26 protein-coding genes are annotated in these 26,362 nt (G+C 70.2%); 14 read left to right on the top strand and 12 right to left on the bottom strand.

From position 1 onward, the window contains the following. On the top strand, positions 1-582 hold the full coding sequence (locus ACSHT8_RS12155; RefSeq protein WP_436500670.1) for a pyridoxamine 5'-phosphate oxidase family protein: 582 nt from the start codon (positions 1-3) through the stop codon (positions 580-582). On the opposite strand, the gene ACSHT8_RS12150 is transcribed toward ACSHT8_RS12155, so the two are convergent. Beyond that, positions 579-3,206: a choice-of-anchor D domain-containing protein gene (locus tag ACSHT8_RS12150; protein WP_436500668.1), complete on the bottom strand. Its 2,628-nt coding sequence runs from the start codon at positions 3,204-3,206 to the stop codon at positions 579-581. The genes ACSHT8_RS12155 and ACSHT8_RS12150 overlap by 4 nt on opposite strands. Positions 3,207-3,383: 177 nt before the next feature. Between ACSHT8_RS12150 and ACSHT8_RS12145 the strand changes: the two genes are divergently transcribed. Genes ACSHT8_RS12145 through ACSHT8_RS12135 form a run of 3 tightly spaced genes read left to right on the top strand, consistent with a single transcriptional unit; the run spans position 3,384 to position 5,558 of the window. Next, positions 3,384-4,691: a COG1470 family protein gene (locus ACSHT8_RS12145; protein ID WP_436500666.1), complete on the top strand. Its 1,308-nt coding sequence runs from the start codon at positions 3,384-3,386 to the stop codon at positions 4,689-4,691. Positions 4,692-4,734: 43 nt separating this feature from the next. Further along, positions 4,735-5,094 carry a hypothetical protein gene (locus ACSHT8_RS12140; protein ID WP_436500665.1) on the top strand — a complete coding sequence of 120 codons (360 nt, stop codon included), beginning with the start codon at positions 4,735-4,737 and terminating at the stop codon, positions 5,092-5,094. Further along, positions 5,076-5,558, top strand: coding sequence for a hypothetical protein (locus ACSHT8_RS12135; RefSeq protein ID WP_436500664.1), 483 nt, complete (start codon positions 5,076-5,078; stop codon positions 5,556-5,558). The genes ACSHT8_RS12140 and ACSHT8_RS12135 overlap by 19 nt, the downstream gene beginning before the upstream one ends. A gap of 10 nt (positions 5,559-5,568) precedes the next feature. Here the strand turns inward: ACSHT8_RS12135 and ACSHT8_RS12130 are convergent, their stop codons facing one another. From ACSHT8_RS12130 to ACSHT8_RS12120, 3 genes are all read right to left on the bottom strand, one after another. Next, positions 5,569-6,201 carry a response regulator transcription factor gene (locus tag ACSHT8_RS12130; RefSeq protein ID WP_436500662.1) on the bottom strand — a complete coding sequence of 211 codons (633 nt, stop codon included), beginning with the start codon at positions 6,199-6,201 and terminating at the stop codon, positions 5,569-5,571. Positions 6,202-6,314: 113 nt separating this feature from the next. Continuing rightward, positions 6,315-6,971 (bottom strand): response regulator, encoded by a 657-nt coding sequence (locus ACSHT8_RS12125; RefSeq protein ID WP_436500660.1) that lies wholly within the window; start codon positions 6,969-6,971, stop codon positions 6,315-6,317. Continuing rightward, positions 6,968-9,235, bottom strand: coding sequence for a histidine kinase (locus ACSHT8_RS12120; protein ID WP_436500658.1), 2,268 nt, complete (start codon positions 9,233-9,235; stop codon positions 6,968-6,970). Before ACSHT8_RS12120 ends, ACSHT8_RS12125 begins: the two co-directional genes overlap by 4 nt. Positions 9,236-9,536: 301 nt before the next feature. On the opposite strand from ACSHT8_RS12120, the gene ACSHT8_RS12115 reads away from it, so the two are divergent. Then, positions 9,537-10,010, top strand: coding sequence for a hypothetical protein (locus tag ACSHT8_RS12115; RefSeq protein ID WP_436500656.1), 474 nt, complete (start codon positions 9,537-9,539; stop codon positions 10,008-10,010). Positions 10,011-10,438: 428 nt separating this feature from the next. On the opposite strand, the gene ACSHT8_RS12110 is transcribed toward ACSHT8_RS12115, so the two are convergent. Beyond that, entirely contained in the window at positions 10,439-11,059 is a 621-nt protein-coding gene (locus ACSHT8_RS12110) for a TetR/AcrR family transcriptional regulator (RefSeq protein WP_436500654.1), read from the bottom strand. Positions 11,060-11,195: 136 nt separating this feature from the next. Between ACSHT8_RS12110 and ACSHT8_RS12105 the strand changes: the two genes are divergently transcribed. From ACSHT8_RS12105 to ACSHT8_RS12065, 9 genes are all read left to right on the top strand, one after another. Next, entirely contained in the window at positions 11,196-12,317 is a 1,122-nt protein-coding gene (locus ACSHT8_RS12105) for an acyl-CoA dehydrogenase family protein (protein WP_436502048.1), read from the top strand. A gap of 17 nt (positions 12,318-12,334) precedes the next feature. Continuing rightward, complete coding sequence (locus tag ACSHT8_RS12100; protein ID WP_436500652.1) at positions 12,335-13,465, top strand: CaiB/BaiF CoA transferase family protein; 1,131 nt, start codon at positions 12,335-12,337, stop codon at positions 13,463-13,465. A gap of 316 nt (positions 13,466-13,781) precedes the next feature. Continuing rightward, positions 13,782-13,943 (top strand): hypothetical protein, encoded by a 162-nt coding sequence (locus ACSHT8_RS12095; protein WP_172803261.1) that lies wholly within the window; start codon positions 13,782-13,784, stop codon positions 13,941-13,943. A gap of 224 nt (positions 13,944-14,167) precedes the next feature. Beyond that, positions 14,168-14,656, top strand: coding sequence for a helix-turn-helix transcriptional regulator (locus ACSHT8_RS12090; protein WP_436500650.1), 489 nt, complete (start codon positions 14,168-14,170; stop codon positions 14,654-14,656). 148 nt (positions 14,657-14,804) lie between these two features. Further along, entirely contained in the window at positions 14,805-15,614 is an 810-nt protein-coding gene (locus tag ACSHT8_RS12085; protein WP_436500648.1) for a lytic transglycosylase domain-containing protein, read from the top strand. Between the two features lie 37 nt (positions 15,615-15,651). Then, positions 15,652-15,993 carry a hypothetical protein gene (locus tag ACSHT8_RS12080; protein WP_436500646.1) on the top strand — a complete coding sequence of 114 codons (342 nt, stop codon included), beginning with the start codon at positions 15,652-15,654 and terminating at the stop codon, positions 15,991-15,993. Then, entirely contained in the window at positions 15,990-16,316 is a 327-nt protein-coding gene (locus ACSHT8_RS12075; protein ID WP_436500644.1) for a DUF3817 domain-containing protein, read from the top strand. The genes ACSHT8_RS12080 and ACSHT8_RS12075 overlap by 4 nt, the downstream gene beginning before the upstream one ends. Positions 16,317-16,467: 151 nt before the next feature. Then, entirely contained in the window at positions 16,468-17,010 is a 543-nt protein-coding gene (locus ACSHT8_RS12070; protein ID WP_436500643.1) for a hypothetical protein, read from the top strand. Between the two features lie 151 nt (positions 17,011-17,161). Beyond that, positions 17,162-20,368 carry a S8 family serine peptidase gene (locus tag ACSHT8_RS12065; RefSeq protein ID WP_436500641.1) on the top strand — a complete coding sequence of 1,069 codons (3,207 nt, stop codon included), beginning with the start codon at positions 17,162-17,164 and terminating at the stop codon, positions 20,366-20,368. 48 nt (positions 20,369-20,416) lie between these two features. Here ACSHT8_RS12065 and ACSHT8_RS12060 read toward each other — a convergent pair whose 3' ends face one another. The 7 genes from ACSHT8_RS12060 to ACSHT8_RS12030 all read right to left on the bottom strand — a co-directional run bounded on the left by ACSHT8_RS12060 (position 20,417) and on the right by ACSHT8_RS12030 (position 26,119). Then, complete coding sequence (locus ACSHT8_RS12060; protein WP_436500639.1) at positions 20,417-20,827, bottom strand: hypothetical protein; 411 nt, start codon at positions 20,825-20,827, stop codon at positions 20,417-20,419. Beyond that, positions 20,827-21,384, bottom strand: a complete 558-nt coding sequence (locus ACSHT8_RS12055; RefSeq protein ID WP_436500637.1) for an RNA polymerase sigma factor — start codon at positions 21,382-21,384, stop codon at positions 20,827-20,829. The genes ACSHT8_RS12060 and ACSHT8_RS12055 overlap by 1 nt, the downstream gene beginning before the upstream one ends. Before the next feature lie 156 nt (positions 21,385-21,540). After that, the gene (locus tag ACSHT8_RS12050; protein ID WP_436500635.1) at positions 21,541-22,395 is read right to left on the bottom strand and encodes a spermidine synthase; all 855 of its coding nucleotides are present in this window, start codon (positions 22,393-22,395) and stop codon (positions 21,541-21,543) included. After that, a complete protein-coding gene (gene speD, locus ACSHT8_RS12045) occupies positions 22,392-22,793 on the bottom strand; it encodes an adenosylmethionine decarboxylase (RefSeq protein ID WP_436500634.1) in 402 nt (133 codons plus the stop codon). The genes ACSHT8_RS12050 and speD overlap by 4 nt, the downstream gene beginning before the upstream one ends. A gap of 24 nt (positions 22,794-22,817) precedes the next feature. After that, positions 22,818-23,978: a type III PLP-dependent enzyme gene (locus ACSHT8_RS12040; protein ID WP_436500633.1), complete on the bottom strand. Its 1,161-nt coding sequence runs from the start codon at positions 23,976-23,978 to the stop codon at positions 22,818-22,820. Positions 23,979-24,122: 144 nt separating this feature from the next. Further along, positions 24,123-25,712 carry a solute symporter family protein gene (locus ACSHT8_RS12035; protein WP_436500631.1) on the bottom strand — a complete coding sequence of 530 codons (1,590 nt, stop codon included), beginning with the start codon at positions 25,710-25,712 and terminating at the stop codon, positions 24,123-24,125. Next, positions 25,709-26,119 carry a DUF485 domain-containing protein gene (locus ACSHT8_RS12030; protein WP_436500630.1) on the bottom strand — a complete coding sequence of 137 codons (411 nt, stop codon included), beginning with the start codon at positions 26,117-26,119 and terminating at the stop codon, positions 25,709-25,711. Before ACSHT8_RS12030 ends, ACSHT8_RS12035 begins: the two co-directional genes overlap by 4 nt. Positions 26,120-26,362 lie beyond the last annotated feature (243 nt).

Here is a 26,362-nt window from a genome sequence, read left to right as displayed (position 1 = left end):
ATGGGGAAGACATACGAGCGGATCGACGGCAGGCTGCGCGACTTCATCGAGCGCCAGCCCGTGTTCTTCGTCGCGACGGCACCGCTGAGCGGCGAAGGACACGTCAACCTGTCACCGAAGGGCCGCGCGGGCTCCTTCGCCCTGCTCGACGACCACACCTTCGCCTACGTCGACTTCGGCGGCAGCGGCGCCGAGACGATCGCCCACCTCCGCGAGAACGGCCGCGTCACCCTGATGTGGTGCGCCTTCGACGGCCCCCCGACCATCGTCCGCGTCCACGGCCACGGCGAACCCATCTTCCGCGAGGACCCGCGCTGGCTGGAGCTGATCGACAACTTCCCGGACGGCAAGAGCCCGTCGGCCCGAGCGATCATCGTGGTCAAGGCCGAGCGGATCAGCGACAGCTGCGGCTTCGCCGTTCCGATCATGGAATACAAGTCCGACCGGACACTGCACGCCGACTACTTCGGCCGGAAAACCGACCCGGAGTTCGCGGCGTACTGCGAGTCGAAGGACTACGTGGGAGTCAGCCTCGACGGCCTGCCCGCGCTCCCGCTGCCACTACCCGCCCGAGCGGACTAGCCCCGGCCGACGAACTCCGCCGGGCTCACGGTGTTGATCACGATGAGCAGGGGCTTGTCAGCCGCGATCACCGGGGTCGCGCCGTCCACCGTGGCCACCACGGTCCGCTGGCCGACCGATGCCTTCGGGAACACCAGCAGTTGGGCGCTGAAGCGGCCCGTCGAGTCCGTGACCGCCGTGGCGCCGCCGACCGCGGTGGTGAACGACAGCGTGACCGTCCGGCCCGGTGGGAACCCGATCCCCGTCGCCGTCGTGACGCGGCCGGGAGCGATCACGCCCGGGTTCACGTCGAGTACCGGCTGCACGACCTGGCCCCGCACACCCACCAAATGCGGCCCGCCGGGCGCCGTGCTGGTGATCCGCAGAACAGCCGACCGGTCAGCGGGCAGCGCAGGTCCCTGCGGCGAGTACGTCACCGTGATCACGCAGCTCCCACCAGCGGGCACGGTCGCGCCCACGCACCCGCCGGCCGCGAAGTCGGGGGACGCCAGGTCCACCGCGCTGACCGTCATCGGTGAGCCGCCCGTGTTGCGGACGGTCACCGGGACCCCGGGGCCGGTCGACAGCAGCAGCCGCGGGCCGAAATCGGCTGGGTCCGGTCCGGCCGACAGCTCCGCGCCGCCCGGGGGTGCTTCGCCGCCGGTGCCGATCAGGTCGATGGTGAACAAGCGGTTTCCGCGCACCTTGACCCGCAGGGTCGCCGGTCGGTTGCCGTCCTGGGACGGGGTGAACCGCACCGACGCCAGGCACGTGCCGCCCTGGTGCAGCACCGTCCCCACGCACGTGCCCGCGCCGAGGACGTAGTCGCCCGCGCCCGCGCCGGTGATGGTGACCTCCTCGACCGGGAGCGGGCCGAAGCCGACGTGCCGCACCGTGGCGGTCCGGCTCACCGAGGTCCCCACCGTCACGGTGCCGAACTGGACCGGGTCGCCGGTGATGGCGGGCTCGAAGGTGTGGGCGAAGACGTCGGTGAACTCGTTGTCGTCCGGGGAGATCAGGTCGTCGGCGGCCGACGAGAAGGCGACCGTGCGGCCGTCGGCGGTGAGCGACGGGGACGCGGACCCGGTGCTGGGTGGGCTGTCGTCGTTGCCGCCGCAGGCCACGCCGTCGTCGGCACAGCCCTCGTCCGACGAGACCGACGCCAGGGCCGCGGGCAGGCGGGGAAGTTCGGCCGCCCGGCGCTCGCGGTCGGAGACCAGGTCGCGGATCACGACCTGGCACGCGGTGCGCCGGTCGCGGTCCTCGACGACCGGTGGGACCGTCGCGAGCATCCGGTTCGTCACGTTGAGGTCGTTCTGCGGCAGCACGCAGCTGCTGAAGAACTCGTCGCGGACCGGGCCGTCCTGGCCGTCGTGCACGCGGAACCCGTCGGTGGCGAAGGCGACGTAGCGGCCGTCGGCGGACAGGGCGGGCATGGTCCCGTTGACCGGGTTGCCCGCGACGTCGCGCGACACGAGCTCCGAGTCCGGCACGTCGGGGCGCACGACGTAGACGTTCGGCTGGTAGTCCTCGTCGCGCTGGGCGACGAACGAGATCACCGAGCCGTCGCCGGAGATCGCGGGTCGGAAGACCTCGATGTCCGCGGTCGCCACCAGTTGGCCGTCTTCGTCCAGGTCGACGCGCTGGTTGACGCCGGTGGCCAGTTCGTGGCGCACGATGGCCTGGAACGCCGCGCCCGTCGGGAACGTGTAGGACGACGTGGTCACCGCGAACCGCCCGTCGGCGGAGATCGCGGGCTCCTCCTGCGTCTGCGCGCTGACGGCGGGGGACCCTTCGAGGCCGGTGGCGAGGAACTCGGCGGTGAACGGCGTGCCGATCTCGCCGTTCCCGGGGGAGCGCAGCAGCGCGGTCTTGCCGACGTAGCGGAACCCGGCGCTGACCGGCGCGCGTTCCTGCCAGACCGCGCGGCTGCCGTCGGCGCTGAGTTGGATCCCGGTGGGGTTCTGCGACGCCGCGCTCTGGAAGGGGATCGAGATCGCGAAGAACCGGTGGTCCATCTCGTTGTTCGGCTTGAGCTCGTCGAACTCGCCGTCGCCGTCGGGGTCGCGGTCGACGCCGATCAGGGTCTGGAAGGACTCGCCGACCTCCACGATGTTGCCCGCCCACGACGTGAACGCGACGTAGCGGCCGTCCCCGGAGATCGTGGGTTCGAAGCTGTCGTCGTCGGCAGCGGTCTCCCCGGGCACGGGCTGCTGCTGGGCGGCGAAGCTCAGCAGGGGCCGCGAACGCAGCCCGATCGTGGGTGGCGGGGGCTCCGTGGTGGGCGGCGGCGGGGTCGTGGTGGTCGGCGGTTCCGGGATGGTGAACTGGCCGCGGCTGATCAGCACGGTCCGGCCCCGCACGAGGTCGCGCACGTAGACGTTGCGGGTCTGCTCGTCGGCGGGCTGGGCCAGGGGCGACCGGCTGGAGAACACCACGGACCGCCCGTCCCCCGACACCTGCTGCTCACTGCCACCCTGCGGCGACTCCAGCCCGGCGTCGGTGAGCGACGCGCGGACGGTCGAGCCGGGTGCGACGGCGGCGGTGGCGTTGTCGGCCTGCCCGACGAACAGCGCGTACCCGACGACACTCAGCGCGGCGGTGAGCACGACCACGCAGGCGCGGTGCGCGGGGGAGACGGGCACGGTCAGACCTCCGCTCGGTTGCCCTGATCACGGTAGGGAAACCGGCACGCGCGCGACCCTGGCGCACGGGTGGCGATCCGGACGCCAACCTCCGCCCGATGGGGCGGACGTTGCTGCCCGGGCAGGCTCCCGTTCGCGGCCTGTGATCGACAGCCGACCCCGCCCACACTCCCTCTCATGGGAGCCACCACGTCGCTGGCCGGAAAAGAGCTGTCCGTCGCCGCTGGCGCGACGGTGAGCTCCACGGTGCAGATCCGCAACTCGGGCACACTCGTCGACCAGTTCACTGTGGACGTCGTCGGGGACGCCGTCGGCTGGGCCAAGGTCGAACCCGATGTGATCAACCTGATGCCGGGGACCGAGGGCCAGGTCACCGTCACCTTCGCCCCACCGCGCGACTCGACCGTCCACGCGGGGGTGGTGCCGTTCGGCATCCGCGTGCTGTCCCGGGAGGACCCGGGCCGGTCGATGGTCGAGGAGGGCGCGGTCCAGGTCGAGCCGTTCACCGACCTGCAGGTCGAGCTGGTCCCGAAGACCTCGAAGTGCAGGCGCATGGCCCGGCACGAGCTGGTGGTCGACAACGCGGGCAACTACCCGATCGCGGTGGAGTTGACTGCGACCGACCCCGAGGACGAGCTCCAACTCGCCATCGACCACCCGTCGCTGACGATCGAGCCCGGCACGTCGGCCTTCCTGCGGCTGCGCGCGCGGCCGTACGACAAGTTCCTCCGCGGCCAGGAGCGGCGCCACCCGTTCCAGGTGACCGCGATGATGGGCGAGGCGGCCCCGGTCAGCGCGAACGGCACCGTGGTGCAGCAGCAGCTGCTGCCGAAGTGGCTGCTGCCCGCGCTGCTGGCGTTGCTCGCGCTGGCGATCCTGGCGGTGACGCTGTGGTTCACGGTGCTCAAGCCGACGCTGCAGTCGGCGGCCCGGGACACCGCTGAGCAGGTCGTCAAGGAGGAGCAGCAGAAGCTGACGGACAAGGCCGACGCCGCGGAGAAGAAGGCGGCCAAGGCCGAGGAACGCGCGGCCGAGGCGGAGAAGAAGGTCGGCGAGGGCGGCGCGGTCGCCGCCGCGAACCTGCCCGGACCGGTCACCGGTCCCGGCGGGATCGACCTGGCCCGCGGCCAGGCGTTCGACTTCCGCATCACGACCGACGCCCCCGCGACGGCGAACCTGTCCGACTTCGACTCGTTCACCGCGGACCCGCTGCCGGACGGGAAGACCCTCGTCGTCACCGACCTGGTCCTGCAGAACCCCCGCGGCGACTCCGGAACCCTGCGAATCCTGCGCGGTGACCAGATCCTGCTGGAATTCGGCCTGAACAACTTCCGCGACGTCGACTACCACTACCTGGAGCCGCTTACTTTCGCGCCGGGGCAACAGTTGAAGGTCGCGGTGAACTGCTCGCTGCCGGGCGCTCCCGAACCGGCCACGGGACGGTGCAGGCCGTCGGTGTCCTTCTCCGGGCGCATCGCGGGCTGACCGCTTACCATCCCGTCGACACTGCGACGGGTGAGGTGACCGGGTGACGCTTCGGGCCGCGTTCCGCGAGTACCTGCTGGGCGGCGCGGTCCAGCGTGGGACCCAGCTCGCGGTCGCGCTCGCTGAGCGGTTTCCCGCCGAGGCCGATCTGGTCGAGTGGCTCGTGGTGAACGGTCCTGGCTGGTATGAGTGCCGCGCGGGGGCGTTCGCGGGGCGACTGGTCCATGTCGGGCCGTGGCCGCCAGAAGCGGAGCTCGGTGCGTTGTGGATGGACAGCTTGGAGCTGTCGATCATGCGGCTGCTCCCGGGGCAGTGGTTCGCGCTCGACCCGGTGCCCCTATTCCGCTACGGCGCTTTCTCGACCTGGCTGACCTTGATCCGCGCGTGTTCGACAGCTCGGTGACCGGCCACGAAGCTGAGCCGGTCACCGACGCTACCTACGAACAGGCGAGTGGGTATGTGGACTGGTTCGGTAAGTGGTTCGCGACTGAGACGGGTTCTGGCGAGTTTCGTTCCGCTGTCCACTGTGGTCAAGGGCTGCGGACGTCGCAGGTGTCTTTGTCGGATGGGTCGGTGCGGGGGCGGCTGCCGCGGCTCCAGCCTGGATTGCGCCTGGAAACGCGGTATGTGGATCGGCGGCGGCGCTTCGCCCTGGAGCTGGACGGCGCGCTCCTGCGGTACTTCGTGAGTGTGGCCGTGAGCAATCAGCTTGTGGACTACAGCGAGATCTATGAGGTGAACGGCGAGACTTTCGCCCGGTATCTGGATGATCCGGCCGCGGCCCATGACTTTGTGGACGCCTGCAAGCGTCGGGAGATGGATATCTGGCTGCTTTACAAGCCTGGGCGTGATCGGGGGTGGGCGTGAGAAGACCGTGTCAGATCAGGCCTTCTCGTAGTGCGTAAGCCACCGCGTGGGAGCGGTTGCGCAGCTGGAAGCGGTTGGTCACGTCGTGGAGGATGCTCTTGACCGTCCGCTGGGAGTAGCAGAGCTTGTCCGCGATTTCCTTTGTGGACAGGCCGGAGGCGACCAGCCTCAGGACTTCGGTCTCCCGGTTGGTGATTCCCGCCAGGTGCAGGCCGCGGGGCTCCAGGACGTGGCGTTGGAGTCGTGACACGCGGTTGAGGAGTCTGCCCAGGAGGTCGGGCGGGAGGGCGCCCTCACCCGCCGACGCCGCCTTCACCAAGCGGACCAGGACGTCTGGCGTGGTGTCGGCTCTTCGCGCGACCGCGCAGACGCCGCCTTCCACCGCTGTCAGGATTTCGCTGTCCTCCAGCTCGCCCGCTACTAGTACGACTCTGGCGAAGCCCCGGCACTGCAACGTCTTCAACAGGTGTCCGGCGCGGTCGTCGAACCTGTCGGTGACGACCAGGGCCACCGCGTCGGTCGTGGCGTCGTCCTCGTCGACCAGCCAGACCTCCGGGCGGGTTCGCAGTGCCATATGGACGCCGTTCTGCAAGATCGGGTCTGTCGCTCGCACGATCACCGGTGTCCGACTCTGATCCAGCATCGCTGACCCACCTTCGCCTCTGAGGATCCCGGAGAGTCCACCTTGCCCCTTCGTGCGTCCCGAACGCATGGGACCGGTGTCCCGATTGTGCCCGACCGTGCACGAACCGTGACCTAATGGCCGTCGCCCAGGCCCGCCTTTCGGGCGCGGACGATGGCCTGGGCGCGGTCGGCGACATGGAGTTTGGTGAAGATGCTCGACACGTGGTTGCGGACCGTTTTCGGGCTGAGCGAAAGCTTCGAGGCGATGCCGGAGTTGCTGACACCGTCGGCGATCAGGGACAGCACCTCGCGTTCGCGGGTCGTCAGTTCGGGGAAGACCGGGCCGGGCACCTCGGGGCCCGCGTTGAAGAAACCGAGTACGCGGGTGGCGATGTCGGGGCCGAAGATGGCCTCGCCGCGGCCGACGGCGTGGACCGCTCGGACGATCTCGTCCTGGCCGGAGCCCTTCAGCAGGTAGCCGCGGGCCCCCGCGCGCATCGCGGCGAAGACGGATTCGCTGTCGTTGAACATCGTCAACACCAGGACGCCGGTGTCGGTGCGTTCGCCGACGATGGCCCTGGCCGCGTCGATTCCCGTCATGTCCGGCAGGTGGACGTCCATGACGACGACGTCGGGGGTCAGCTCGCGGGCCGCGGCGATGGCCTCGGCGCCGGTGGCGGCCTCGCCGACGAGGTCGACGCTGGGTTCGGCGGCCAGCACGGTGCACAGACCGAAGCGGAACAGCGGGTGGTCGTCGACGACCAGCACCCGCGGGCGTGCTCCGGTCATGAAGTGGCGACCTCCTTCGGCAGCGGCAGCGTCGCCAGGACCCGGGTGCCGCCCTCGGCCTCGGCGGCGACCATGCAGTCGCCGCCCAGTTCGGCGGCGCGTTCCCGCATGGACGCCAGGCCGACGCCGCCGAAAGTGTGCCGGGGGAGGCCGATCCCGTCGTCGACGACCTCGATGTGGAGATCATCGTCCACCCACAGCCGCACCGCACACGATCTTGCGTACGCGTGTCGGGTGACGTTGGTGAGGGCTTCGCACACGATCCGGTAGGCCGCCACGTCGATCGACGACGGGAGCCGGGGCATCACGGTCGGGACCTCCAGCATGATCGTGACGCCCTCGTCGGTCCCGTCGAGCTTCGCGGTGCGGCTGGCCAGCGCGCCCGCGTATTCGCGCAGCGCCGGGACCAGGCCGATCTGGTCGAGCACCGGCGGCCGCAGCCCCGCCGCCAGCCTGCGGATCTCGGTGATCGCGTCCTGGAGCTCGTCGCGCATCCTGGCCAGCAGGACGCCGGTGGCGGTGTCGGGGCCGACGCCGCGCCTGCTCGCGTCGAGGCCGAGGGCGATCGCGGCCAGCGTCGGGCCGACGCCGTCGTGCAGCTCGTGCAGGATGCGGCGGCGCTCCTGTTCGCGCGCGCGGACCAGGCGGTCGCGGCTGCGGCGCAGGTCCATCGTCAACCGTGCCGTGTAGACGGCCGCGCCCGCGTGCCTGGCGACGTCGGCCAGGGCCAGCCGGTCCCGTGCGCGCAGCACCGCGCGGCCGCCGACGACGAGCGTGCCGACGCGTTCGCCCTGGAAGGTCAGCGGCAGCTCGTGCCGGTCACCGGACGGGGTGCCGGTGCTGGCGGCGACCTCGGTACCGCCTTTCGCCTGGATCTCGATGGCGACGAACGGCAGGCGCAGCGCGTTGGCCACGGTCTCGACGATCCCCGGCAGCATCGCGCCCGGCTCGTCGGTGTCCTGCAGCCGCGAGGCCAGGCGCGACACCACGCGGTACGGGTCGTCGGCGAAGCCGAACAGGCGCCGGTTCACCAACCCCTGCAGCCACCCGCGCAGCGGCTGGACCAGCACCGCGACCGCCGCGGCGGCCACCGCCTGCTGCCACATCTGGTCCATCGGCGGGAACAGCAGCGACAGGCACGCGACCACCGCTATATACGCGCCCACGACCCCTGCGCTCAGCGCGCCGTACACCAGGGACCGGCTCAGTACGACCTCGATGTCGAGGGCCCGGTGCCGCAGCACGGCCAGTGCCACCGCGATCGGGACCGGCAGGAACGCCAGCGTGTGGAACCGGTCCGGCAGCAGGGGAGCGCCCGCGACCAGCGTCGGCACCGCCCACACCGCCAGGTACCCGACCGCCCCGAACCCCAGCGCCGCGGCCAGCCACCGGAGCCTGCGCCGCGCCGCCGGTTCCGGGCACGCCCGGAACTGCTTGACCACCACGACCAGGATCAACACCGGGAAGACGAACAGCGCGGGCACGGCGGGGGAGCCCAGCACCGCCAGCCGCTCCAGCCTGGCGTCGGTCGCCAGCAGCGTCACCGCGCCGACCGCCCCGTAAAGCAGTGGTCCGGCCAAGTACCCCAGGACGACCCACAGCCGGAACCGCCGCGCGGTCACCGCCGGGAACGCGAGCGCGAAGTGCAGCATCGCCGACCACAGCAGCACGAACGCGGACTCGCCGAGGAACCACCGCCAGAACTGCTCCCCGGCCACCAGGTCCAGCGGCTGCAGCGGGAAGAACGTCGCCCCCGCCGTCGTCACCACCGCGAGTCCGGCCGCGACCAGGGCCGCGCGGGCGGCGGGTTCGGCGGGCCGGGCGAGGAAGATCATCACCGCCGTGGCCCCGAGCACGCCGATCACCAGGATCGTCGGCCAGCCGTCGAGCAGGTCGCGGAACACCGGGTACGCCCGCGCCACGACCTCGACCTCGATGACCTGGCCGTCGCGCAGCACCTGGTAGACCAGCGGCTCGCCTGCGACAGCCTCCGGCCCGCCGGGCAGGTCGAGGTCGGCGAGCAGCACATGATCGATGGCGAGGATCTCGTCGCCCACGCGCAGCGGGCCCGTGCGCGCCCCGGTGACCACGACCGACCCGGATCCGGAGGCGACTACGGCGGTGTCGCCCGCGTTCACCACCGCGCCATCGCTGGGGGCGAGCGCGCGGGACAGCAGGCACCACCCGGCCACCCCGAGAAGTGCGAGCGTGAGCACTAGGTACGACGCGGTCACCCGCCCCGCGCCCGCCGAGCCACCGGACACCACTGGATCATCCCGCAGCGGTAGTCCCAAACCCAGATGTGTCCCCTGGACGCTCCTACCCTGGTCACCTGTCCGGGTGAAGCGCCACTCGGATCGGCTGCGGAACGTGTTGCGGCGACCGGAGCAGCATGATCAACCCACGGTCGTGCGGGCATGACGAACCGTGCCCCCGGCCTGCGCCGCCACCCGATACAACGCGCGACCGGCCACCCCGGTACGGCCCTTTCGGGCAGTCGATGCCGCCCTCCCGGCCGGCTGCGCACCGGGTCCCACACCCGGTCGGCGCGAGTCAACTGGACCCATGGCCGAGGCTGTCGTGACGGGTGCGGCGATCGTGCGCGGGTACCGGCTGTTCGTCGCGCGCCGGTCCCGACCGCAGTCGGTCGCGGGCTTCTGGGAACTCCCCGGCGCTGAGGTGCCGCCGGGCGGGGACGAGCGGACCGCGCTGAGCGACCTGTTCACCAGCGAGTTCAGCATCTCCCTGCACACCGTCGACCGGATCCTCAGCGATCGGGGGCTGACCGCGTGGCCGACCGAGGACCTCGACTACGACGCCGCGGTCCTGCGGATCTGGCGCTGCCAGCTCCCCAGCGAGTCCACGCTCGACCTGGACATCGGTGACCCGCGGCCCAACATGTACGTCTACGACGAGACCCGCTGGGTCCCGCTCAACGAGTTGGACCAGGTCAGCCCCTGGCGGGACGCCGACCGCATCATGGCCTCGGAGATCGTCGACCACTACATGGCAGACGAGGTGTGGCAGTCAGCGGACTAGATCGATCTAAACGCGCCCCCGGAAAGTGTTAGCAAAAGCGAACGTCACTAAACGAGGATTCGCCCCTCTTCCTTATGTAGCAGGGGCCGACCCGAGCGAGGGCCGGGTCGGCCTCTGTACCAATCCGCCTCCCCGAATTTCTGAGTCTGGGTCGCGGTCCGTTCGGATCTCGCGGATCGGCGGTGACCGTGGTCGTCCGCCGTCACCAGTCCGCCTCCCCGAGTTTCTGAGTTTGGGTCGCGGTCCGTTCGGATCTCGCGGATCGGCGGTGACCGTGGTCGTCCGCCGTCACCAGTCCGCCTCCCCGAGTTTCTGAGTTTGGGTCGCGGTCCGTTCGGATCTCGCGGATCGGCGGTGGCCGTGGTCGTCCGCCGTCTCGTTCCCCTAAGGCGGCGGTTCCGTAGTCCGATCGGAGAACTGGCTGCTGATCAGCGGTCTTCGAAGCGCTCCAGGATCATTGTCTTCCACTCGTTCAGGAGCCTGCGGCGGCGCTTGGGGTCGCCGCCGATCATGGCGTCGAGGGCCAGGCCGCGGACCAGGTTGATGGTCAGCAGCAGGATCGTTTCCGCCTCGGCCGCCGTATGTGGTGGTTCGCCTTCCGCGGCGGCGCGCAGGGTCTCCAGGGTGGCGTGGCCCAAGGCTCGGTCGACTGGGAGCAGGGTGCCGCGCAGTTCTTCGTCGGTGCGCGCCGCTACCCAAAGTTCCATCGCGGCGGTCGACAGGGTGCCCGAGTAGGCCTCCCAGAGCAGGTCGATGCCCTTGATCAGCCGCTCCCGGCCGGGGGGCAGCGCCGACGCGGCCGTCGTCACCTCGGCGATCAACCTGTCGAACAGGTGCTCAAGGGCCGCCGCCATCAGTTCGGCCTTGGTGGTGAAGTGGTGCTGTTGGGCCCCGCGGGACACGCCCGCGCGGGCGCAGATCTCCTGGACGGTGGTGCGGGTGTACCCGAGCTCCACCAGGCAGACGATGGTCGCGTCGAGGAGGGCCTCGCGGGTCTGCTCGCGGCGTTCCTGCTGCGTGCGGTGTGTCCGCGTGGTCGGTGAGCCCACGGTTGCCTCCCTGTGACGTCGAGGGCACTTTACGGACAGTCCGCCGTGCAGGTACCTTCACCTTGTAACTTACATGCATACTGGATTGTTTCTCTGACCCCAAGCTGGAGGGGCCGTGCCGCACCGCTCGCCGTGGATGGATGAAGACCTCGACGCCTTCCGAGACCTCGCGAAGAACTTCTGCGAGAAGGAGCTCACGCCGAACGTCGAGCGGTGGATGGAGAACCACGAGGTCGACCGCGACCTGTGGCGCAAGGCGGGCGAGGTCGGCCTTCTGTGCCTCTCCATCCCCGAGGAGTACGGCGGCGGTGGCGGCACCTTCGCCCACGAGACCGTGCTGGTCGAGCAGCAGGCGCGCGCCGGGGACACCGGCTGGGGTGTGCTGCTGCACAATGGCATCGTCGCCCACTACATCCTCGCCTACGGCACCGAGGAGCAGAAGCTCGCGTGGCTGCCGAAGATGGCCTCCGGCGAGTGGGTCGGCGCCATCGCGATGACCGAGCCGGGCACCGGGTCGGACCTGCAGAGCGTCAAGACCAAGGCCGTGCGCGACGGCGACGAGTACGTCATCAGCGGCGCCAAGACCTTCATCACCAACGGCGGCCAGGCCGATGTGATCATCGTGGTGGCCAAGACCGACACCACCAAGGGCGCCGACGGCACCTCGCTGATCGTGGTCGAGGCCGACCGGCCCGGGTTCCGCCGCGGCCGGGTGCTCGACAAGATCGGCCTCAAGGCGCAGGACACCGCTGAGCTGTTCTTCGACGAGGTCCGCGTCCCGGTGACGAACCTGCTCGGCACGGCCGAGGGCCAGGGCTTCGTCCAGCTCATGCAGCAGCTCCCGCAGGAGCGGCTGATCATCGGCGTGACGTCGGTGATCGCGATGGAGTTGGCGCTGGAGACCACCCTGGCCTACACCAAGGACCGCCAGGCGTTCGGCAGGCCGGTCTACAACTTCCAGAACACCAAGTTCAAGCTCGCCGAGATCGCCACCGAGGCCCGCATCGGCCGGGTGTTCCTCGACGACTGCATCGCCAAGCACCTCAAGGGCGAGCTCGACATCCCGACCGTGGCGATGCTCAAGTGGTGGACGAGCGAGCGCGCGATGGTCGCCATCGACGAGTGCCTGCAGCTGCACGGCGGCTACGGCTACATGAACGAGTACCCGATCGCTCGCATGTGGACCGACCAGCGCGTGCAGAAGATCTACGGCGGCACCAACGAGATCATGAAGGAAATCATCTCCCGCACGCTCTGACCAACGAAGGAACATCCATGGGACCCCTCGCCGGTCTGAAAGTAGTGGAGCTGGCGGGCCTGGCCCCGGCCCCGTTCGCCTGCACCGTCCTCGCCGACCTCGGCGCGGACGTCGTGCGGGTCGACCGGGCCAAGCCCGGCTTCGACGTGCTCTCGTTCCCGAACGACCCCCTCACCCGCGGCAGGCGCTGGATCGGCGTCGACGTGAAGTCCCCGGAGGGCCTCGACCTGGTGCTGCGGCTCGTCGACGAGGCCGACGTGCTGGTCGAGGGCTTCCGGCCGGGCGTGGCCGAGCGGATGGGCCTCGGCCCGGACGCCCTGATGGCCCGCAACCCGGGTCTGGTCTACGGCCGGATCACCGGCTGGGGCCAGGACGGCCCGCTCGCCCCGGCCGCGGGCCACGACATCAACTACATCGCCATCTCCGGCGCGCTGGAGCCGATCGGGCAGGCCGGTGCCAAGCCGACCATCCCGCTCAACCTGCTCGGTGACTTCGGTGGCGGCGGGCTGATGCTCGCCATGGGCGTCATGGCCGCGCTGATCGAACGGCAGTCGTCCGGGCGCGGCCAAGTGGTCGACGCGTCCATGGTGGACGGTGCCGCGCTGTTGACCACGAGCCTGTTCGGGTTGAAGAACCTTGGCCTGTGGAGCAAACCGCGCGGGGAGAACCTGCTCGACGGCGGCGCCCCGTTCTACGACACCTACGAGACCGCCGACGGCAAGTACGTCGCCGTCGGCGCGATCGAGACGCGGTTCTTCGGCGAACTGGTCAAGGTGCTGGGCCTGGAGGACGTGCCAGACCATCTGAACCCGGCGAACTGGCCCGCCCTGCGCGAGCTGTTCGCCGCGACGCTGCGCACCCGCACCCGCGACGAGTGGGCCAAGCTCGCCGAGGGCACCGACGCGTGCCTCTCCCCGGTGCTGACGCCGGAGGAGGCGCCGAGCCACCCGCACAACGTCGCGCGCGGCACGTTCGTCGAGGTCGGCGGCATCACCCAGCCCGCCCCGGCGCCGAAGTTCAGCCGCACCGCGCCGGTCACGCCCAGCGCGCCCAGCGAGGCCCGCGCCGACACCTCAGCCGTGCTGGCCGAGTTGGGGCTGAGTGAGGACGAGATCACCCGCCTGCGGGCGGCGGGCACGATCGCCTGAGCCGTCTCGCGGGCCGCCTGTCCGAACGGACGGCCCGCGAGGCGTTGGGCGCATCCCATTCACTCCACTGCCGAGTGAATGTTTCACCCGCATGAACCGGGTCCGTGCCGCGTCACGGTGGGGGACATACTGTGTCCCTGGAGTGATGGTCGTGCTAGCCCTCTAGAGTGATCATCGAACAGTGAGAGTGTCAGTCCGAGCGATGTTCTCACCCAGCGTGCCGCCAAACGCGGGAATTAGACCCCCTTCGGCGTCATCTTGGGGGATCATGGGTTGGGTGAGCCCGCGCGTCGGGCGGAGCGGACGGAGTGAGCCGATGGATGCGAAGAAGGCAGCGATCCTCGTGGTGGTCGCGATCAGCCTGTTCTACGTCATCACCCAGCCGACGGCGGCGGCCGACGCGGTGCAGGGGATCTTCGGCTGGCTGCGCGACGGCGCCGAAGCGATCATCACGTTCCTCAAGAACCTCTTTGCCTGACCGGTAACTTACCGGGGAGTAACACTGAGGTGAAGTCCGCCCTGGGGGCGATCACCGTCAGTAGTGATCTTCAGGGGAAAAAGATCCAAATTGGACCGACCGGGTGGATCTGGGCCCTGGAAGGCCAGGTTGGCGAAGTTCCGGGGCTTTGGGTCTGGCGATCTGTCGGTGCTGCCCCCTACGGTTTGGGCCATCGAGTGATCATGAGACCTCCAGGAGGCAGAATGCTCGACGACCCCGGGGTCGACGCTCTGGTCCGTCAGTGGACCGCCGAGCGCGCCCAGGATGCCGAAGCGGTGGAGGCGCACCGCATCGCATCGGAATGGCTCGCCGACGCTCCCATGGCGCCGGTCGTGCCAGGAATACCCGGACAGCGGGCGCGCGGCGGTGCGGCTCGCTGGTCCACGGTGGAAGGCACCGACCCGAGGTACTTGGCGGCCATGCGCGATCGGCTGCCCGGTGTTCCGGAGGAGCTGCTCTCCGCCGCGGCGGGCTGGTGGCAGATGGTCGGCGGCGTGGCCGAGGCCGAGGAGTGGTGGGACGCGGGCATGAGCCCGCTCGACCAGCGCGCCCTCGACTACCGCGCGGCGGGCTTGGCGCCGTCGGACCTCAGCCGCAGGCTCGGTCCCCTCACGGTCCTGGAACACCTGCGTCGGGGCAGTGCCCCAGCGTGGTGTGTCGCCAGGCTGCAGCGGCAGCGCGGCGCGGCCTGAGTTCTCCCAGGTTCGCCAGGCGGCACGCGCGGCGCGGCTGATCGTGTTCGAATCACTTCGCCGTGGCGTGAGCCACTTCGAGTAACGCCGAAGTGCCCAGGTCGTTGATGCTGTCAGTGACGGCGTTGGCGACCCAGGCTGGAGCACGGTGGCGGACACGGATGTGCGGGCGACCCGGCAGGGTTCGGGTTTGCTGACCAGGCTGCTTGTGGTGCTGTTGGCGCTGGTGGCCGCCGTGGGTGTGGTGTGGGTAGTCCGGATCGCGGTTGTGCCGACCGCCGGACCCCTCGCCGAGATCCCGGCCCTCGAGGTCGAGGCGGCTCCCGTCGAACCCGGTTCCGTTGCCCCCGGCGGGCTGGCGGCTCCCCAGCCGCAGGCCGCGGGGAGCGTCGATCCGCTGCGGGCGTGGGCCGAACGGCTCGCGGGTCCCACCGGCATCCCCGCACGTGCGCTGATGGCGTACGGGAACGCCGAACTCGCGGTCCGGGCCACCACACCCGGCTGCAGGCTCTCGTGGGCGACGCTGGCGGGCATCGGCCGCATCGAGTCCAACCACGGCCGCTACGGCGGCGCCGAGCTGCGCGCGGACGGCAAGCCGTCCAAGCCCATCATCGGCGTGCCGCTCGACGGTTCCCCTGGCGTGAAAGCCATCGGCGACACCGACGGCGGCGCGTTCGACGGCGACTCCCAGGTGGACCGCGCGGTCGGGCCGATGCAGTTCATCCCGTCGACGTGGCGGCGCTGGACGTCGGACGCGAACCTCGACGGTGTCGGTGATCCACAGCAGATCGACGACGCCGCGTTCGCCGCGGGCCGGTACCTGTGTGCCAACGGGCGGGACATGGGGTCGGCGCAGGGTTGGTGGGCGGGCGTCTTCTCATATAACAATTCGGTGCCCTACGGCCAGAAGGTCTTCGGGCTCGCCGACGAGTACGCGCGGACAGCCGCCCGGGCGTGACGGCGGTCTCTCAGCCACCCCGGTCTACCATCGGCGCGTGGGTGAAGGTTCCGGCTACGCGCGCAAGGCCCTGGTCATCGGGGTCTGCCTTCTGTCGCTCGCGGGCGCACTCGGCCTCGCCTGGTGGCAGTGGCAGCGCTTCGAGTCGGCCAACGGGACGTTCCAGAACCTCGGCTACGTCCTCCAGTGGCCGCTGTTCGGCCTCGCCCCGGCCTACATGTTCTGGCGCTTCCGCAAACTGCGCGCCCGCCAGCCAGAGCCGCCCGCACCCGCACCCGCGCCCGCACCGCCGCGGCCGAAGCCGGTCATCGAGGGCGACGACGAACTGGCCGCCTACAACCGCTATCTCGCCGCACTGAACGAGCAGGAGAACCGATGACCACGACCGTCACCGACAAGATCCCGGGCGCACTCGTCCGGTTCCGGGTGCTGGCCTACATCGTCGGTGTCGGCCTGCTCGCCCTCGTCGGCGCCATGCTGCTCAAGTACCTCGGCGACAACGCCCGCCCCATGGCCTTCGTCGGACCCGCCCACGGCTTCCTCTACGCCGTCTACCTGCTGTTCGCCTTCGACCTCGCGCTCAAGGCCCGCTGGTCGGTCAAGGGCACGCTGCTGGTGCTCGTCGCGGGCATGATCCCGTTCCTGTCGTTCGTGGTCGAGCGGCGGGTGACGCACAAGGTGCGCGCGGGCGAGAAGCTGTAGGGATCCGTGCTGGTGCCCGTCCGCGCGGCATGGTTACGTTGCTCCGACACGAGATCGAGGCACGCCAGCCGAGGTCCCGTCTTGGATTGGACGAACTGACATGGGTGGATGGCCGTTCCTCATCGGACGGGGAAGGCAATCGGGTCAGCGGGTGCTGTTGGCCCCGGATTTCCTGACCGACTACGGATTCCTGGAGGACGTGGCGGGCCCGGTGCCCGACGACGAGCCCCATCGCACGACCCAGGTCGGCGACTACGCCCTGATCTGGTTCGAGCACACCGTCGACGCCGAGGAAGCCGGGGGCGACCCGCGCGACGAGCACCGCAGGCCGCTGCGGTTCACCGCGGGGATGATCTACGACGGCGACCCGGTCCGCCAGGAGGACCTGGCCCACGCCAGGGGCGCCGCGCTCGACACCTACCGCCACTTCCTGGCCGATGAGGACGGTTACCGCGTCCGCCGCTCCACCGAGTTCGGTCCGCGCAAGGCCCGGCCCGCGGTGGCCCAGGAGCCACCGGCCGAGCCGCCGCCCCCGAAGCGGCGGACCGCGCTGATCGCCGGGGTAGTTGGGGCGGCGCTGGCGGTCGCGGCGGTCATCGCGATCGTCGTGTCCAGTTCGGACGACCCGCCACCGAACTGCGCACCGACGTCCAGCGCCGCGCCGGGCGCGACGGCACCTGCCTGCGAGCCCTGATATCCAGTCTGGGCCGAACAGGTCATTGGATTAGGGCGTTCGGGTGAAACGTGAGCGCGCTCACGTGCGATGAACAGGGCGCGGACGTCGTGACGCCGTTGGCTGGCGCACGTCGTTCGCCCCAGCGACTCGACGCACCCTTGGGGTCACGATGGACTCAGCACGCCGGACCACCGTCCGGTCGACCGCGCTCTCCCTGCTCATCGCGGTGGTCGTAACCGCGTTCACCCCGCCGCTGACCGCGGCGGCCGACCCGCCAGGTTCCGGCCTGTCCCGCCACGACCGCAAGCTCCTCGCCGAGGCGCAGGTCAACGGCAAGGCCACCGTCACGATGCTCATCGCCACCCGGCTGGGTGCCGCGGGCGACGTCACCCGCGGCCTCGAGCGCCTTGGCGCCCGGATCGCCTACAGCGACGCGGCCCTGGGCTACCTGCGCGCCTCCGTCCCGATCGGGCGCGCCGAGCAGGCGGCCAAGGTCACCGGGGTGCAGGCCGCCGACCTCGACGAGGTCGTCGCGCTCGACGACCCGCGGCCGGAGGGCATCACCGCCCCGACGCCGTTCCCGGCGCCGAACGCGGCCACCCCGCGGGCCAACCCGTACATGCCGATCGCCGAGACCGGCGCCGACGCCTTCATGACCGCCCACCCGACCTGGGACGGCCGCGGCGTGACCGTCGGCGTGCTCGACTCCGGCATCACCCTCGACCACCCGGCGCTGGCCACCACCACGACCGGCGCGCCGAAGATCGTCGACTGGGTCACCTACACCCATCCGTTCGACGACGGCGACCCGACCTGGGTCACCACGTCGCAGGTCACCGGCCCGAGCTTCACCGCGGGTGGCGCCACCTACACCGCGCCCGCGGGCACCTTCCGCTTCGGCGTGTTCAACGAGCGCGACCCGAACCTCGGCGGCGAGGTCGGCAACGACGTCAACCGCGACGGCAACCCGGCGGGCTCCAGCGGCCTGTTCGGCGTGCTGTGGGACGGCGCGTCGGCCGTGCGGGTCGACGTCGACCAGGACCGCGACTTCACCGACGAGCCGGTCATGACCGACTACAAGGTCAACCGCGACGTGCGCTACTTCGGCACGGACAACCCGGCTACCGCGGTCGCCGAGCGGATGCCGTTCGTCGTGCAGACCGACGGCAAGAACAAGGTCGTCAACATCGGCATCGTCTCCGGCGCCCACGGCAGCCACGTCGCGGGCATCATCGCGGCCAACGGCCTGTTCGGTGGCGCGATGACCGGTGCGGCGCCCGGCGCGCAGCTGGTGTCGGTGCGCGTGTGCCTGTTCGTCTCCGGCTGCACCGCGCACGCGCTGATCGAGGGCATGATCTACGCGGCCAAGCAGGCCAACGTGGACGTCATCAACATGTCGATCGGCGGCCTGCCCGCGCTCAACGACGCGAACAACACCAGGGCCGTGCTCTACGACCGGCTCATCGATCAGGAGAACGTCCAGATGTACATCTCGGCGGGCAACAGCGGCCCCGGCGAGAACACCGTGGGCGATCCTTCGGTCGCCACCAATGTGATGAGCGTCGGAACGTCCATTTCGGACGCCACGTGGGTGGCGAACTACGGTTCCACCGCGCCCGCCCCGGGCACCGACAACCAGCACCCGTTCAGCTCACGCGGCCCGCGTGAGGACGGCGGGTTCAAGCCCAACGTGATCGCGCCGGGTGCGGCGATCTCGACGACCCCGGTGTGGCAGCCGGGTGGGCCGGTGGCGGGCGTGCACGATCTACCGCCCGGCTACTCGATGTTCAACGGCACCTCGATGGCCTCGCCGCAGACCGCGGGCGCGGGCGCGCTCCTGGTGAGCGCGGCGAAGCAGACCGGCGTGCAGAGCCAGCCCGCGCAGCTGCGCCAGGCACTCAACTCCTCGGCCCGGTTCTTCGCGAACTACGGAGCTTACGAACAGGGCAACGGCCTGATCCGGGTCCCGGAGGCGTGGTCGCTGCTGGCCACCAACGCCAAGACCGTCGACATCAGCTCGTCGGTCCCGGTGGACACCGCGCTGGAGCAGTTCCTCGCGACACCGGGCGTCGGCGTCGGCATCCACGACCGCGAGAACGTCACACTCGGGCAGCCCTACACCCGCCAGTACACGTTCACCCGCACCTCGGGCGGCGGCGGGTCCACCACCTACAACCTGTCCATGGTCGGCAACGACGGCACCTTCTCGCTGGGCGCCACGTCGATCTCGCTGCCGAAGGGCCAGCCGCGGACGCTGACCGTGTCGATCAACCCGACGGCTTACGGCGCGCACTCGGCGATCCTCAACCTCGATGACCCGACCAACCCGGGCATCGAGTACCAGACACTCAACACCGTGGTCGTGGCCCGCGACTTCGCCGCGCCGACGTACTCGCACACGATCACCGGCACGGTGGCGCGCAACCAGGCGCTGAGCTACTTCTTCGAGGTGCCACCGGGCGCGCCCGCGTTCAAGGTGGACTTCACCGGTCCGGACTCCACGCCGGGCACCGGGCAGGCCAGGTTCCTGCGGTTCCACCCGTTCGGCGTCGGCATCGACAGCAACTCCAGCCTGTCCTGCTACTCACCGCCGGTCCCGGGTGGCACCGGCTGTCCCGGCGGCGGCCCGAACAGCCGCACGGTGTCCAACCCGACGCCCGGCGTCTGGGAGCTCACCGTGGAGGCCAGGCGCACCTCAGACGCGGAGTTCACCCCGTTCACGCTGACCGCCAGCGTGCTCGGCGCGTCGGTCAGCCCTGACCCGGACGTCATCGCGTCGGCGACGATCGGCGTGCCGGTGGCGCGCTCGTACACGATCACCAACTTGTTCGGCGCGTTCACCGGCCGGGCGACGGGTACGACGCTCGGCAGCGCGTTCATCGACCGGCCGACCATCGCCAACCTCGCGCAGCAGCAGCGCGCGGTGGCGGTGACGGCGGGCACGACGTCGCTGCGGGCCACCATCGGCAACCCGTCCGATCCGGCGGCTGACCTCGACCTGTTCGTGTTCAACTGCACGACCGGGACGTGTGTGTTGGCAGGCCAGGCCGCGGACGGCGACTCCGAGGAGTCGGTGACCATCGCCAACCCGGCGGCGGGCACCTGGGTGGTCCTGGTCGACGGGTTCGCGGTGCCCGCGGGCTCGACGCAGTACGACTACGTGGACGTGTTCACCAACGCGGCCTTCGGGTCGGTGTCGGTCACCGACGCCAACGCGCTGCGTCCGGCGGGCGCGAGTTGGACCGTCCCGGGCTCGGTGACGGCCAACGCGGCCCCGGCGGCGGGCAGGCAGCTGCTCGGCCAGGTGCGGGTGGTCACCGACGCCGGTGTCGTGGTCGGCACTGGTGACGTGATCGTGCAGAGCGTCAGCAGCTGAACAAGTGCCGTGGCCTCCCGGGAGAACTTCCCGGGAGGCCACGGCGTTTCAGAGTTCGGTCCACTCCGTGTGGACGCCGTGCAGCTGGAGGCGGATCAGGCCGCTGGGGCAGGGCCGCACAGCGAACCAGCCGAGCTCGTCCACCGGCACCATCGCCACCGACCCCGACCGCGACACCACCTCGACCTCGCCTGCCGCGGGCGGCACGACCTGGCCCATGAGCGCGTCCGGGGTGACCTCCACCTCGACGGTCACCGCGCCCGCCGTGAACGTCAGCGTGCGGCCCGCGTCGCCGCGCGTCCCGGCCAGCACCGACGAGTCGTGGGTCAGCTCGGCCAGCTCGGTGTCGACCGAGTGCCAGGTGAAGGCCGCCTTCCCCGCGTCGAGGAAGCGCGCGGGCACCTCGCGGTCGGCCCGCAGCGCGGCGGCGAGCTCGTCGAACAGGGCGTCGTCGGACATCACTCGTCACCGTCCATCAGGGCCGCGACCGCCGGGTTGTCCCGCAGGCGGCCGAGGCAGCGCTGCCGGGTGGGGCCGATGCTGCCGATCTTGATGCCGAGGTCGGCGGCGATCTCGGCGTAGGGGCGGTCGGGGTTGTCGAACAGCATCGACAGCAGCTGTTTGCACTGGTCGGACAGCCCGGCGAAGGCCGCGCGCAGGACCACGTGCCGCTCCTGGACCAGCGCCCACTCGTCGGCGGAGTCGTCGGACTCCTCGGGGAGGGACTCGACCGGGACCTGGCGGTCCTTGCGGCGGAGGAACTGCTTGACCTCGTTGGCCGTGGTCGTGCGCAGCCAGCCGGGCAGGGCGTTCGGGTCGCGCAGGGAGTCGAGGCGCTCGATGAGGCGCAGCCAGACGTTGGCGCCGACGTCGTCGGTGTCGGCCTCGCTCAGGTGGTAGCGCCTGCAGGTCGCGTAGACGACCACGGCGTACCGGTCGACGATCGCGTCCCACGCGCACTTGTCGCCCGCGCGGGCGCCCTCGACGAGAGCGGCCACCGAGAGGTCATCGGCCATGGCTGAATCATGGCACTCCCTTCGGGAGTGCGGCTCGACCGCCTTCAGGTGGCGAATCGGGGGCCCGCGAACACGAGCGACTGCGTCGCCGTGCCCGCGAACCCCCGATTCGCCACCGCGGTCGAGCGGGTCGGGCCAGACTGGAGGCCCGGATCCCTAAGACAGAGCCTTGCGCACCCGGTACGGCGGGACCGTGCAGCCGCGCAGGGCGTCCGCGTCGATCGTCTCCGGCCGGTACGGCAGGGTCTCCAGCCGCTCGATCATCCGGTCCGTCGTGCCGTCCTCGGCCTCGACGATGCCGAACAGGAACGCCCACTCGTGCTCGTCGGAGCCGTAGTAGACCGTGGTGCCGAAGATGTCCCCGAAGCGCTTCATCGACCGGATCAGGGTCTCGTTGCGCCACATCGTCGGGCAGCCCGCCTGGCAGATGACGACACCGCCGTCGGCCAGCACGGCGCGGCAGCGGGTGAGGAACTCCTCCTCGTACAGCCGGTTGTGCTGGGCGAACTCGGGCCGCTCGTCGGGCAGGTCGACCAGCACGATGTCGTACTTCGCGCCCGCCGCCTCCGCGTCGATCAGGTACTGCCAGCCGTCGGCGTAGTGCACCTTGACCGGCCCGTCCTGCTTGACGGCTTCGGCCAGCTCATCGCTGGTGTAGCCGTAGGGCAGGTGCTCGGCGCACAGTTCGACGGCCTGCTGGTCGATGTCGACGTGGTCGACCACCGACGCGCCCGCCGCCACCGAGATCTGCGACACGACGCCCTCGCTGGACCCGATGACCAGGACCCGCTCGATGTCGCGGGCCAGCAGCAGGCCGGGGACCAGCAGCGCCTCGTGGTAGGTCAGCTGGCTGAACTCGGTGCTCTGCCGGTCGTTGTCGCAGAACAGGCTCACGCCCTGGCTCGTCTTGCCGATCACCAGGTGCTGGAACTCGGTGTTCGTGTCGACGATCACCTCGGGCATCTCCCAGACGCGGGTCATGCCTTCGGCCAGGGGTTCAACGATGTTCATCGTGCGGGCTCCGCGGGGACCGGGTTGCCCCGATGGATGGTGGTGATGCGCGCCTCGAGGGCACCCAGGCTGTCGCGCAGCAGCGCGGCGGCCAGTTCCGGGTCGGCGGTCTCGCCGCACGTGAAGATGTCCACGAACATCGACCCGATCTCCGGGTAGGTGTGGATGGACGCGTGCGACTCCGACAGCAGCGCCAACACCGTCACTCCCTGCGGCTCGAACTGCTTCGAGACCACGTCGCACACCGTCGCGCCCGCCTTCTCCAGGCAGGCCTCCAGTGTGGACCGCAGGAAGCCCAGATCGTCCAGAAGCAACGGATCCACACCGTCGAACTCGGCGAGCACGTGTCGGCCTGCGAAGTAGCCGACGCCCAGATCAGGCGCACGGTCATACGACATCTGTCTAACCTCCTGCGGGGGGAATCAGCCGACGAACAACGTCGGCAGAGGCGGAAAACCGTTGAATGACACCGACGAATAACTCGCCGTATAGGCGCCCGCGTCGAGGATGTCGACGTGGTCACCGGCCCGTAGCGCCGTCGGGAGACGATACGGGGTGTGCTGGTAGAGCACGTCATCGCCGTCACAGGTGGGTCCGGCGATGATCACCGGCCCGTTCGGCGACTCCGGATGCGCGGTGCGCAGCCGGTAGGCGATGTATTCGTTCTCGGTTTCCGCCAATCCCGAATAGCGGCCGATATCCAGGTAGACCCAACGGTGTTCGTCGGCGTCTGACTTGCGCGAGACCAGCACGACCTCGGTGCGGATCAGCCCGGCGGTCGCGACGACGGCGCGGCCGGGCTCGATCAGCAGCTCAGGGGCGGTCTCGAAGTGGTGGGCGACGGCGGCGCGGATCGCCTCGGCGTGCACGTCGAGCGGCGGCGCCTCCTCGGCGTAGCCGGTGGGGAAGCCGCCGCCGAGGTTCAGCGAGCGGGTCGGCACGCCGCACTCGGCCAGCGCCCGCGCGATGCGCCCGGCCTCGGCGATGCCGGACACCCACGCCTGCGGGTCGACGTGCTGGGAGCCGACGTGGAAGCAGGCGCCGTCGGCGGCCAGGCCCAGGTCGGCGGCCCTGGCGAGCAGCCGGATCGCCATGTCGGGCGCGCAGCCGAACTTCTTGCCGAACGGCGTGCCGGACTGCGGCGCGTCGACCAGGAAGCGGCACGACACCCGCGCGCCTGGCGCGTGCTCGGCCAGGTTCTCCAGGTCGCCGTCGGAGTCGAAGGTGAACCGCCGCACACCCAGCCGGTAGGCGTAGGCGATGTCGGCGGCCTTCTTGATCGGGTTGCCGTACGACAGCGACTCGGGGGTCGCGCCCTGCGCCAGGCACAGCTCGATCTCGCCGGTGCTGGCCACGTCGAAGCTGGAGCCCTCGGCGACCAGCGCCCGCACCACCTCGGGCGCCGGGTTCGCCTTGACCGCGTAGAACACGCTCGCTTCGGGCAGCGCGGCGCGGATCGCGCGGTAGTTCGCACGGACCGCGTCGAGGTCGATGACCAGGCAAGGCGTGACCGGCGTCCGTTCGTCGAGGAACGCACGCAGCCGGGTGGGGACGTCCGGCACCTGCAGGGAGGTGTCTAACACGGCATGAACTGTAATACCGCCGGTGCGCAGCGCGAAGCGAGCGGCCATTGCGTGACCCGAAGACACTGGACGTACTATCCGGGCCGCGTCGCCACGCTACGACTACGCGGCAGGCACGGACAGGAACGCCAAGTGACCGTTCGGTTAACGGCCGATGCCGGTCAGCGAACGAACCTCCATCTCCTGCTGCTTGGCCGCGTCGGCCGGTTCCTTGCTCAGGATGGTGCCAAGGTAGCCGCAGAGGAACGACACCGGGATGGACACGATCCCCGGGTTGGAGAGCGGGAACAGGTGGAAGTCCACTCCCGACAGGATCGACGTGGGCGCGCCGGACACCACCGGTGAGAAGAACACCAGCAGCAGGCACGATCCGAGACCGCCGTACATGCCCCACAGCGTGCCGTTGGTGTTGAACCGCTTCCAGAACAGCGAGTACAGCAGCGTCGAGAGGTTGGCCGAGGCCGCGAAGGCGAAGGCCAGCGCCACCAGGAACGCCACGTTCTGCCCGTTGGCCAGGATGCCGCCGATGATGGCGAGCACGCCGATCACCACCGCGGTCTGCCGGGCGACGCGGACCTCCGAGGCGGCGTCGGCGTTGCCCTTGCGGAAGATGTTGGCGTACACGTCGTGGGCGAAGGAGGCCGACGCGGTGATCGTCAGCCCCGCGACGACGGCCAGGATCGTGGCGAACGCCACGGCGGCGACGACGCCGAGCAGCACGGTGCCGCCGATCTCGAAGGCCAGCAGCGGCGCGGCGGCGTTCTCCCGGCCGGTGGCGCTGAGGATCCGGTCGGAGCCGACGAGCGCGGACGCGCCGTAGCCGATGATCAGCGTGGCGCCGTAGAACACGCTCATCGTGCCGACCGCCCACACCACCGAGCGGCGGGCCTCCCTGGCGTTGGGGACGGTGTAGAAGCGCATGAGCACGTGCGGCAGGCCCGCCGCGCCGAGGATCAGCGCCAGCGACAGCGAGATGAAGTCGACCGTCGAGATCGGCGTCTTGCCGTATTGGGCGCCGGGTTCGAGCACCGCGGTGCCCTTGGCGTTGTTGGCCGCGGCCTGGTCGAGCAGCGCGCTGATGCTGAAGCCGAACTTGCCGATGAGGAACACCGTCATCAGCACCACGGTCAGGATCAGGATGGCCGCCTTGATGATCTGCACCCACGTGGTGCCCTTCATGCCGCCGACCAGCACGTAGAAGATCATGATCAGGCCGACGACGGCGATGACGAGCGCCTGCCCGCCCTTGCCCTGGACGTTGAGCAGGAGCGCGACGACCGCGCCCGCGCCCGCCATCTGGGCCAGCATGTAGAAGAACGAGATCACCAGCGTCGACGTGGCCGCCGCGGCGCGCACCGGGCGCTGCCGCATCCGGTAGGCCAGCACGTCGCCCATGGTGAAACGGCCGGTGTTGCGCACCAGCTCGGCGATCAGCAGCAGGTTGACCAGCCAGGCCACCAGGAAGCCGATCGAGTACAGGAAGCCGTCGTAGCCGTTGATCGCGATGGCGCCCGCGATGCCGAGGAACGACGCCGCCGACAGGAAGTCGCCGGACAGCGCGATCCCGTTCTGCACGCCGGTGAACCGGCCGCCCGCGGCGTAGTAGTCCGAAGTGGAGCTGTTGCGGCCGCTCACCCGGTAGACGACGTAGAGGGTGATCACCACGAAGGCGGCGAACACGACGGTGTTGAGTATCGGGTCGCCGACCTGGCTGCCCGCGGCGAGCGCGCTCATCGGGCGTCCACCCCCGCCGCGGCGCGGATCGCGGCCACGTCCGGGTCGATGTTCTTGCGCGCCCAGCGCAGATACCAGGCGGTGATGCCGATGGTGGAGGCGAACTGGGCCAGGCCGAGCACGAGGCCGACGGTGACCGAGCCGAACAGGCGGTGGCTCATGAATCCCTTGGCGTAGGCGGCGAGCAGGACGTAGGTCAGGTACCAGACGAAGAACAGGGCGCTCATCGGGAACACGAACCGGCGGAACCTGCGGCGCAGCGCGGTGAACTCGCCGCTGCGGTGGATCGCGGCGTAGTCGGGTCCACCGGCGCGGCCGCGGTCGGTCGGCGTGGTGATGCCGCCGAAGGTGGGGCGGCGGTCCGAGTGGGCGCGCGGTCGTACGGGGGGCGGGACGACCTCGGTCATGCATTCCTCCGGCGGCGGCTTGCCTTCGAGTAGGGGAGTTCCGGTGCGGGGCTGATCGGCGTGCGGTTCTTATAACGAGCCGATAGCGAGGACCGGGCGGGCGCCATACTAACCACGATCCGGGCGCACGCCCTAATGTCGGCCGACAATTCGGCGCGCTGATCACGGAACGATAGCGACGGCTTTTGGGTACGGGTCGGATCGAGACATCACACGGATCGGTGAACCGGTCGATCACCAGGC

This window comes from Actinokineospora sp. HUAS TT18 (genome assembly GCF_051364635.1).
Lineage (GTDB): Bacteria > Actinomycetota > Actinomycetes > Mycobacteriales > Pseudonocardiaceae > Actinokineospora.
Note: the sequence above shows the minus strand (reverse complement) of the source record. Positions and strands in the feature narration are given on the sequence as shown.